The 9,780-nt window shown below is 49.4% G+C and carries 8 protein-coding genes; 6 read left to right on the top strand and 2 right to left on the bottom strand.

Annotation, left to right across the window (positions count from 1 at the left end):
• Window positions 1-285: 285 nt before the first annotated feature.
• Window positions 286-1,278 carry a transposase gene (locus LVE68_RS07870; RefSeq protein ID WP_233006477.1) on the bottom strand — a complete coding sequence of 331 codons (993 nt, stop codon included), beginning with the start codon at window positions 1,276-1,278 and terminating at the stop codon, window positions 286-288.
• A gap of 317 nt (window positions 1,279-1,595) precedes the next feature.
• On the opposite strand from LVE68_RS07870, the gene LVE68_RS07865 reads away from it, so the two are divergent.
• Entirely contained in the window at window positions 1,596-2,306 is a 711-nt protein-coding gene (locus LVE68_RS07865; protein ID WP_233006476.1) for a hypothetical protein, read from the top strand.
• A gap of 289 nt (window positions 2,307-2,595) precedes the next feature.
• Here the strand turns inward: LVE68_RS07865 and LVE68_RS07860 are convergent, their stop codons facing one another.
• Window positions 2,596-3,588 (bottom strand): transposase, encoded by a 993-nt coding sequence (locus LVE68_RS07860; protein ID WP_233006475.1) that lies wholly within the window; start codon window positions 3,586-3,588, stop codon window positions 2,596-2,598.
• Between the two features lie 191 nt (window positions 3,589-3,779).
• Here LVE68_RS07860 and LVE68_RS07855 point away from each other — a divergent pair, with 191 nt between their 5' ends.
• The 5 genes from LVE68_RS07855 to LVE68_RS07835 all read left to right on the top strand — a co-directional run bounded on the left by LVE68_RS07855 (window position 3,780) and on the right by LVE68_RS07835 (window position 9,726).
• A complete protein-coding gene (locus LVE68_RS07855) occupies window positions 3,780-4,232 on the top strand; it encodes a hypothetical protein (RefSeq protein ID WP_233006474.1) in 453 nt (150 codons plus the stop codon).
• A 189-nt stretch (window positions 4,233-4,421) separates the two neighbouring features.
• Complete coding sequence (locus LVE68_RS07850; RefSeq protein ID WP_233006473.1) at window positions 4,422-5,312, top strand: hypothetical protein; 891 nt, start codon at window positions 4,422-4,424, stop codon at window positions 5,310-5,312.
• A gap of 290 nt (window positions 5,313-5,602) precedes the next feature.
• Window positions 5,603-6,502, top strand: a complete 900-nt coding sequence (locus LVE68_RS07845; protein WP_233006472.1) for a hypothetical protein — start codon at window positions 5,603-5,605, stop codon at window positions 6,500-6,502.
• A gap of 553 nt (window positions 6,503-7,055) precedes the next feature.
• Complete coding sequence (locus LVE68_RS07840) at window positions 7,056-7,715, top strand: hypothetical protein (RefSeq protein ID WP_233006471.1); 660 nt, start codon at window positions 7,056-7,058, stop codon at window positions 7,713-7,715.
• A 286-nt stretch (window positions 7,716-8,001) separates the two neighbouring features.
• The gene (locus LVE68_RS07835) at window positions 8,002-9,726 is read left to right on the top strand and encodes a hypothetical protein (protein WP_233006470.1); all 1,725 of its coding nucleotides are present in this window, start codon (window positions 8,002-8,004) and stop codon (window positions 9,724-9,726) included.
• The last annotated feature ends 54 nt before the right edge of the window (window positions 9,727-9,780 follow it).

The raw sequence follows: 9,780 nt of genomic DNA, 5'->3' as shown, positions 1-9,780 counted from the left end.
TACCCACCAGGCTCTTTGAATAGAATAAAAAGGACACCCATAAATTATTTATCTTGAGGCAAACTTCTACGGACCTTGCCTCTGTGTGAGAAGAATAAAAAGGACACCCATAAATTATCTATTTGGAAGCAAAGCTCTACAGATGGTGCTTCTGTGTGATTGAGGATGGGTGCTCGAAGGAGTAAAGGGCAAATTTGTGGGGGTCCGCGCCAGGCCGCTCTATCGAGGCGTGCCGATTCCTCACATCAGGCATACGATGGCGCTATTTGAAAGCCTGGTTAGGTTTTACGTGACCGAAGGTGGGGAAAAGTAGCGCTCGCAGTCGCGAATACCGTGCACCCAACGTTTGCCCAGCTGCTCGCAGGCTTGGCGCACAGCATGGGCACTACCCACCAGGCTCTTGAAGCGGCTTTCAAAGTTCCGGTTCAGGTAAAGCCAGTGCCGTGGATCAATTTGCAGGCGCTCGAGGATGGGCGGCAGCTTGCCGTCAATGGCCCCGCGTTTATCTTCCCGCAGGCAGCGCCCACTCCAGTCCACCAGTTCCAGGTAGTCCGACAGGCGGAAGGGCATCCCCTCAGGCATGGGTTGCCGGGGATTGCCCGCGAAAGGGAATAGCTGATCAGGCTGATAGCCGCCATCCCTGACCGTGGCAATACGCCGCTGGACCGAGGTATGGTCGGACTCTTCCGGTGTCTCGGCCATTCTTGCCCGAATCGGGTTCAGGTCCACGTAGGCCATGCAGGCTGCCAGGGCGCGTTCATCCAGCAAGGCCTGGGACTTGAAGCGCCCTTCCCAGAATCGACCGGTACACCGGTCCTCCCGGTTGGCCTCACGGGCGATGGACTCGTTGAGATAGCGCATAAACCAGCTGATGTCGGTAAGTCGTGCGCGCCAGCTCTCCGCGACCTCGATAAGACGGGCAAGCTCAGCCGAGCCCAGGGCGTCCCCACGGACGAAACGCCGAGAAAGGCTTGAACCCTTGCATAGCCGATGCCAGCGCTCCACTACCTCGCGAAGGTCCCAGTCAGCCGCCTGTGCGGAATTCACGTACAGCACCACATGGTAATGGTTGCTCATCACAGCATAGGCACAGATCTCCAGCGCAAATATACGGGAGAGTGAAAGAAGTCTGTCCTCAATCCACTGTCGACGGTGCTCAAAGCACTGCCCGGTACGCTCGTCCCGCCCACACAGGAAGGCGCGTCGCACACAGCGTGACACGCAGTGATAGTATGGAGTAGTTTCCGGGCAGATAAGGGTCTTACGCGGCCTGGTCATCGGTAGATATCAGGTTGCTGGATGAATAAACAGTATTCTGCATGAGCGAGCTAAGAGTGCAACAGGCGGGGCGTAGGATTCTCTGTATTTGATGGGTGTCCTGTTTCCTACCACAGAATGGAAATTGGTAACTTTCAGCCTCTGCCCAAAACTCTTAATAGATCGAAAGGCTCGAAATTAGACTGGTCGACATACAAGAAGAGTGATCTAGATCCTGTATATGTTAAGAATTTAAGTGACGACCAAATTGATATCGAACGAGCAATTCAGCGTCAGATCAATGATTTTTATAAATCAAACAAGGGTAAGAATTAGATATGACATTATCCTATCCTTATGTCTGTTCTAGTCAGGCTGAAGTGCCTGAAGAAGCATTGTCTTATATAGATAAAGGAATACTGGAGGGGGTTGGCGGCGCTTTTTCTGAAATTTTTCCCTTGTTCGCCCGAGTCTTTGATCGGGCTAGTTGGACAATTGATTCTCGTTGGAGTGCACCAAAGTTAGTCATTAAAAAAGGTATGCGAGAGTGGGTCTCATATCTTGCTGTCCAGCGTGATGAAAAGAATCTATTTTTTTTGCTTCAACCCGAATTTGCAGAAAAGGAAGGGGAGTTGTTCGATGAGGATTATCGAATGCTCCCTGAAAGCTGGAAAGAGATTTATCGATGGTTTAATTCGTTCTGTGTGACAGAGGAAAGTTATTGTCCGATGGAATGGTGGAATACTCCCTTTCGTTATTCTGCAAGACTGGACCTTGATGAATATGAGCAGGGAAGTGGTGCGTCAAGAGAGGTAACTGAAAAGTTTGCCAAGTCCATCGGTTGCCGAAGAGACGAGCTTCGTTGCTGGATGTTGACAGAGAATGAAGATGCGTTATTTGTGAATGAGGGTGCATGCGATGGAAAAGTATTTCATGTAAATGGCAAAAATATGGATGTAATAACTGAGTTGCATGATCCGAGGATGAAAATGGATGATTATTTGGCGCATTATCTGTCAGGTGGGAAGCCGAAAGATTTTAGTTTTTAAATAAAAAGAAAATAGAAAATAAAAGGGAGAAAATAAAAGGGACACCCATAAAAGAGAAAATAAAAGGGACACCCATAAAATGAATGATTGTTCCGGCAATAAAAAGGACACCCATAAATTATCTATTTGGAGGCAAAGCTCTACGGAGGTTGCTTCTGTGTGAGTGAGGATGGGTGGTCGACGGAGTAAAGGGCTAATTTGTGTGTGTCCGCGCCAGGCCGCTCTATCGAGGCGTAATGATTCCTCGCATCAGGCATCTGATGGCGCTATTTGAAAGGATGACTAGATCTTACGTAACCGAAGGTGGGGAAAGGTAGCGCTCGCAGTCGCGTATACCGTGCACCCAACGTTTGCCCAGCTGCTCGCAGGCTTGGCGCACAGCATGGGCACTACCCACCAGGCTCTTGAAGCGGCTCTCAAAATTCCGGTTCAGGTAAAGCCAGTGCCGTGGATCAATTTGCAGGCGCTCGAGGATCGGCGGCAGCTTGCCGTTGATAGCCCCGCGTTTATCCTCCCGCAGGCAGCGCCCACTCCAGTCCACCAGTTCCAGGTAGTCGGACAGGCGGAAGGGCATCCCCTCAGGCATGGGTTGCCGGGGATTGCCCGCGAAGGGGAATAGCTGATCAGGCTGATAGCCGCCATCCCTGACCGCGGCAATACGCCGCTGGACCGAGGTATGATCGGATGCTTCCGGTGACTCGGCCATTCTTGCCCGAATCGGGTTCAGGTCCACGTAGGCCATACAGGCTGCCAGTGCCCGCTCATCCAGCAGGGCCTGGGACTTGAAGCGCCCTTCCCAGAATCGACCGGTACACCGGTCCTCCCGGTTGGCCTCACGGGCGATGGACTCGTTGAGATAGCGCATAAACCAGCTGATGTCGGTAAGTCGTGCGCGCCAGCTCTCCGCGACCTCGATAAGACGGGCAAGCTCAGCCGAGCCCAGGGCGTCCCCACGGACGAAACGCCGAGAAAGGCTTGAACCCTTGCATAGCCGATGCCAGCGCTCCACTACCTCGCGAAGGTCCCAGTCAGCCGCCTGTGCGGAATTCACGTACAGCACCACATGGTAATGGTTGCTCATCACAGCATAGGCACAGATCTCCAGCGCAAATATACGGGAGAGTGAAAGAAGTCTGTCCTCAATCCACTGTCGACGGTGCTCAAAGCACTGCCCGGTACGCTCGTCCCGCCCACACAGGAAGGCGCGTCGCACACAGCGTGACACGCAGTGATAGTATGGAGTAGTTTCCGGGCAGATAAGGGTCTTACGCGGCCTGGTCATCGGTAGATATCAGGTTGCTGGATGAATAAACAGTATTCTGCATGAGCGAGCTAAGAGTGCAACAGGCGGGGCGTAGGATTCTCTGTATTTGATGGGTGTCCCCTTTCCTGACGGAAAGCTTAAATGGGGATGATTAAGAACTTGGTGCTCATTGATTGAGTTGAGAAGTATAATTCTTTTTAGAGGCGGGTATGCAGTTAGTTAAATTGACATTTTTAATGCTATCGTTATTGCTTTCTGTAGATAAGTCGAATGCTGCGGAAGGGGGCTATCCTTTTGTGGGCGTCTATAGCAACATGTTCATTCATGAAAAGACACAAGATGTACTTGGCGTAGAGATAATGATTATGTTATCGGGTCAAGATTATTACGTTGTATTTCAGTCAGCATCTGGTGTCGCTAGGCCTCCAATAGTTGTCAAAGCTAGTATAAAGAAAAATATTTTGCGATTTACTGTTGAAGACCGTTTTGGCTACAGTGGAACTTTTGAGGGTGAAATTCTTGAGGGTGGAATTAAAGGTGGATTTCTGGAGGGTCAGTTAATTGAAGGAAATAAGAAGAAGGCGCTAATTAAAAGGAAAGAGAGTTTCTGGAACTTGACAGACTATTGGAAGAGCAGAGAAATAAGAAATGCTGGTCAATAAAAAGGTTCTTCGTAAGTCAGTGTAACGAATAAAAAGGAAACCCATAATTTATTCAGCTTGAGGAAATTTCTACGGACCTTGCTTCTGTGTGATTGAGGATGGGTGCTCGACGGAGTGAAGGGCTAATTTGTGGGTGTCCCCTTTTTCCTCCTTTTTCTTTTTTCCGCTCCCTGGGAGAAGAGATAATCTATGAAGAGTTTTAAATATAAGATATTTGGCGCAGACACTCTCGAGGGGGTTTATGGTTGCTTGCGAAGCGAACTAAAAGAGTGGCTTGAAGCAGCTAAAGCGAAAGACCTTCTAGCCAAATCTATCGGGAAAGTCGAGGAAAGCCTACAGGTTAACGGGGTCAAGGCTTTGGTGCCCATGTCAATGGCGCTCGACCAACTCTTTTTGGTCCACCTTGCAAGTGGTGTTGATAAAATCATAAGTGATGAGGGTGTCTCTGATGAAGGTTGGAGAGAGCTTGATGCTTCGTTGCAGTACTTGTGCTTGTCAATGCGATGCTCTTTAAAGTTTGATGAATCTAGAGGCAAAAATTATCAGTCAACGTTGAATTCTGTTCTCCTTTGGTCATATGGTTTTTTCCTGTCTGCGATCCTCGGTAGGGGTTCCCTGGAAAAAGAATTCGCAGAGGCTCTAAAAGGCTATTTTGATACTGAGGTAATGCCGGAGGTGATACGTGATGAGGCATATCGGAATTACCTTGCTGCGACTGTTTTCACTTCCCTGGGCGCTCCATTTGAGGTTTCTCGCCTTGGTGTATACCGGAGCATTTTCCTTAATGACGTTATGTCGCTAGACGACTTGGATGCTATGGTTGAACACCATGTGATTAGAACTGACTATGAGTCCAAATATGTCAGGTCCGAAGGTGTTGACCCCGTATTCGGTGCCGCAGGGATAGACCTGATGCCTGTCGAAATCCTATACGGGATTATGGGAGGCAGATCCATCGATGCACCCAATAACATCTTCCTGAATAGATGGTTGGCCTTTAGTTATCCTGTTTCCTTAAAGGACTCTATAACGAAAGTGGAATTATATGGGGAGGTTGTTAATAAGGTATCTTCCTGCTGAACCGAGGTTCACTGATCTCGCGGATGTTACACAAGGCGCGTCGCTTACAGCGTGATACGCAGTGATAGTATGGAGTGGTTTCCGGGCAGATCAGGGGCTTACGCGGCCTGGTCATCGATAGATATCAGGGCTCTGTATGAATAAGCAGTATTCTGCATGAGCGGGTTAATAGTACAACAGGCGGGGCGTAGGATTTTCTGCATTTGATGGTTGTCCCCTTTTTTCTTCTTTTCCCCATTTTTATGAGTAGAGACGAAGTGAACGCTCAGTTTCAGCGCAGATTTCACAGTTTGGTAAATAACGAAATAGATGAAGAAAACAAGAGAAGGAAAGAGCGGATCGATCTGGAATCGGTGTTATCGCAAGAGATAACTGTTCGGTCCTGGGGGGTCTTGTCTAGGGTTTTAAATGCTATCGCTTCGCGAGAAATTAGCGACGCTTCAGTTTATTTCCTAGAGGGAGATTACCAATTAGGAGTTGAGAGGCTGGAAAAGGGTTTTGCATATAGAAAGTCTGCTGTCGCCTGTAACCTATGTTTTCACTTGGAAAAAAGGTCGCTCTTATCGAATAAAAGTAGTATTTCCGATGTAAACCGTTTATGTCAGCTGATCCACTTAAGTGTAATTTTTAGGGATAAAGTATTAGCACGCCTGATATTGGGGTTACTAAAGGTTGTCGAAAACGAAGATTTTTCAGATGCTCAATTTTTTGATTTTTCGTATAAGAGATATTCGGAATGCGTAGGGAGCCTGTTTGTTCTCGGTACCTCTTCAAGCCTCCTCGCAGGCACGAAGTATGCCGAAGTAATGAATTACTGTTTTGAAAAAGATTTTGCAAGTGCACTAAATTTAGCATTGGACTATCACATGGATATTTCATTGGGGCTAGATGAATGTCTCAATGACCATAATCAATATGCAAGTGGCAGGTGGCTGTTTGATGCTGGATTTAACACGGCCGATACAATGCCTATTCCATTTGAGGTGATATCACTACTAAGAGTTTATCCATCTGGTAATAGCGTTCTAGCCGATTTGAGACATCCATTGATGTCGGAGGCCTCAATATTTATTGTGGGCCATGAGTTTAGACCTGATTTTGAGGATGAATTTCTAAATAAAGTTAAGGGCGTGATTCCCAGGAGCAGTATCGGGGACCTTCATAGCGATGTCCTAAAACTGGCGAAATAAAAATAGAAGGACGCCCATAAATTTTTCGGGAATAAGGAATACAGGCACAACTCGCTTCCAAAAACTCTGATCAATCCCAGGCAAGCAAGCCTGATTGATTTTCAGTCGCCCAAGCCCCGGCTGTCGTTTACCTCCTATGGGCATACGCCGTTCTGTCTCCTGAGGCCGCCGACGCCAGTGGCCGCTTCCGCTCCGCTTTTGATCGTTTAAACCGAGATCTCCCAATAGCTGCCTGCCGGTGCCTGCTGTTCGTTATATGAGCGGCGCTGGTGGTCGGTGAGGGGCATGACCTTTCACGTTTTACAGCCTCCGGAGTTCTGTCTCCGGTCTCCTCGATGACCCAACGAGTGGTACTGTCGTTCAGGTCGTGTAATGACGTGTAATGAGAGTCGCACATATGTTGCTCTTTTGCCTTGCTATCGTGGCACAGCGTTCCTTACCATTGGCTCGGAAAGGATTAATTTGCGCGTAGAGTTGGATTTTTGAGTCCCTTTGCGACCAGCTTTGTACGGATGCGCCCGATAAATAATTCGAAATTTGGGGATACGAGGAAATGTTCAAGAAATTGACAATCCTGGCGCTTACGGTAGGTGCTGTCGGTTGTGCCGGCGTCCAGAATGCGCCGCTGTCTCAGGATAGCCTGCCGATGATTGAGGGGCGGCAGGTAAGTGGCGTCAACTGGGAGAAGCCAGACTTTATCGCGACTACACCTGGCAAGGCTGCTTTCGGTGCGCTCGGGCTGCCGGCGATGATCTCGGCTGGTAACAAGCTCGTTGAGGAAAATAATATTCCGGTTCCGGCGGACAAGATCTATGACGAACTGGTGGCGGCCATGGCGAAAAATTATGGTGTGGTACCGCTTGATGACAATACCATCTCTGCAGAAGACGATGACGTTCAGTCGCTGACCGCACAGGTAAATGATTCACGCCTGCTGCTTGATGTGCACTCGACCTACTGGACCTACGTCAATTACGCTTTCTCACCGACGAAATATAAGGTAAGCATTGCTGCTAAGATGCGGTTGATTGATTCTGCTACGGACGAAGTTCTTGCTGCTTCACAATGTATATCGCCCTTCCCAGAGGATGCTGATGCGGCGCCCACTCATGATGAGCTGGTGGCAAATGGTGCGGAACGGCTGAAGCTTGAGCTGGATAAGGCAACTAATTACTGTATTGCTGAATTCAAGTCAAAAACCCTGATGCTGTAACTCAGGGGCTGCTACAGCGCAGTGTCAAGTATTAAAAGAGCGACGCGGGTTAAACCTGCGTCGCTTTTTTATTGAGGGGCGGTGAAGGTAGCGGTGCGAGGGTAAATGCAAGCCCCGCTGTTCAGGAAGGCTCTTATTTGCACGCGTAATGCTCTGTAATTCAAAACCGTGATGTTGTTCCAGCTTGGGGCTTCTCCGCAATAGGCTTTTAATTAAAATCCCTGTTAGTTGGGTCGCTTTAATAGTGCAAACAACTCAGATGACAATACGAATAATTGGGGGAATCATGCGATATATTCTGGTTTTGGCCCTGGCTTTTGGCCTGGCGGCCTGTGGTGGAGGCGGTGGATCTGGCTCCGGTGGTGACAATGCAGATGGTGGTGACCAGGGCGGCGGCACGCCGACGACCCCCGATGATCCCTCGGCGCCAGCGTCGCCTTCAGGGGGCACTATTGTCCAGGATGGCAATGGCAATGCAGTAATTACCTGGGTGGATAACGCGGATGATGAAACTGGCTTCTATCTGCAGCGAAAGGTTGGTGCAGACGGGAGTTTCAAGCTGCTGGACCAGGTTGGTGAGAATGTAACCTCCTACACCGATGATTCAGTCTTGTCTGGCAGAACCTACAGCTATCGCGTATACGCCACCCGGGATGGCGATTCCAGCGATAGTTATACTGAAGTCTCGATCACCATCGCCAATACTGGCCGGGAAGATACGTACGCGAAGGCCTACCAGTTTGGCGAGGACCAGATGCTCTATATCACCCGGGTAATCCAGATTTCAGGGGGAGAAGCCATCCTTCTGGGCGGGTCTGATAATGGCGACAGGTTTATTAGTCGAATCGATGCGACAGGTGTGCCCAAGTGGACACGATATATCGAGTCCGATGAGGGCCCCGAGGGGCATTTTACGGCATGGTTACAGTCAAGTGGGGGCCTATATGTGATTGGCCAGGTTCGGCCCGATCCGGAGAGTTCTGGCAATCAGTCGTATGGTGCGGGTCGCTATATTCTCGATCCGGATACCGGAGAGATCCTGGCAAGCCATTATTTACGGCTGGCGGACATGCAGATCTATGATATGCGGCCCCTGGATGAGAACAATAATGGGCTTTATGATTCCCTGCTCCTGGTTACGCTGAATTTCCCTTATCGGGACTATTTTGTAGTGAAAACCGATCTGGAGCTAAACGTTAAATGGAGCAAGGAAATCACAGGGCTAGAGGGATTTGCCGGAGAGGTCGCCGCGGCTCCGGACGGCAGTGTCTTTTTTGCTACACAGATTGATGAGCCGGTATACCAGGGTGACAAGTACCTCTACCTTACGAAGTTTGATTCTGTCGGTAACCTGGTGTTCCAGCGCCGGGTGACATTTGGTCCTGACGTACCTGAAATTAATCTTTACTCGCTAAATGTATTCCCTATGTCAGATGCGCCAGGTGACTATAGGTTGTTGCTTGGCGGTATTGCTGAGTTTGAGCCAGGGCTGCAATTTCCCCTCGGTTTTGATAGTTGGTTCCTCGCGATGGATAGCGCTGCTGAGCCGATATGGAAGAAGCGGATCAGTTCTGACAGTTTTGTTGGGCTTTCTTTCCAGGGGCGTGACCGCCCGCCTTTGCTGGTTGGCAGAACAGAGACGTCCGTCTTTTACGGTAGCCTTTCGATGGCTGGTGAGCTGGGGCCATTATTCAATATTGAGAATGACCTTGATTTAAGTGTTGGAAGCGCAACCCTGCTTCCAGATGGTGCCAAACTGTTTGAAGTTGAAACCAAGGAATTTGATCCGGACTACGTGGGGATTATCGCGAAAGTCGATGCCGATAATAACATCCCCAGGCTGGCAAATGGCCTGGTTGCTGAGCCGTTTACACTGGATACGAGTGATTTTACGGTAAGCCAGCAGGCGGAGTCGTTTAGCGTGGTGGACTGGGCGGTTGGTGACCCGATAACTATCCAGAAGCGCAATCGCGCAGCGGAAATAACAATTACTGACCTGGTCGGGCAGTGATTTGCCCTGGGGCGGGAGAGACCTGCCCGCCCTTGTTCCGCGCCTAAAGGATGT

Source organism: Microbulbifer sp. YPW16, from assembly GCF_021290385.1.
Lineage (GTDB): Bacteria > Pseudomonadota > Gammaproteobacteria > Pseudomonadales > Cellvibrionaceae > Microbulbifer > Microbulbifer zhoushanensis.
Note: the sequence above shows the minus strand (reverse complement) of the source record. Positions and strands in the feature narration are given on the sequence as shown.

What these genes read in the sequence shown, in the direction of transcription:
- LVE68_RS07840 (WP_233006471.1), top strand. Translation starts at nt 7,056, where the DNA reads ATGTTCAAGAAATTGACAATCCTGGCGCTTACGGTAGGTGCTGTCGGT.
- LVE68_RS07870 (WP_233006477.1), bottom strand. Translation starts at nt 1,278, where the DNA reads ATGACCAGGCCGCGTAAGACCCTTATCTGCCCGGAAACTACTCCATAC.
- LVE68_RS07855 (WP_233006474.1), top strand. Translation starts at nt 3,780, where the DNA reads ATGCAGTTAGTTAAATTGACATTTTTAATGCTATCGTTATTGCTTTCT.
- LVE68_RS07835 (WP_233006470.1), top strand. Translation starts at nt 8,002, where the DNA reads ATGCGATATATTCTGGTTTTGGCCCTGGCTTTTGGCCTGGCGGCCTGT.
- LVE68_RS07865 (WP_233006476.1), top strand. Translation starts at nt 1,596, where the DNA reads ATGACATTATCCTATCCTTATGTCTGTTCTAGTCAGGCTGAAGTGCCT.
- LVE68_RS07850 (WP_233006473.1), top strand. Translation starts at nt 4,422, where the DNA reads ATGAAGAGTTTTAAATATAAGATATTTGGCGCAGACACTCTCGAGGGG.
- LVE68_RS07860 (WP_233006475.1), bottom strand. Translation starts at nt 3,588, where the DNA reads ATGACCAGGCCGCGTAAGACCCTTATCTGCCCGGAAACTACTCCATAC.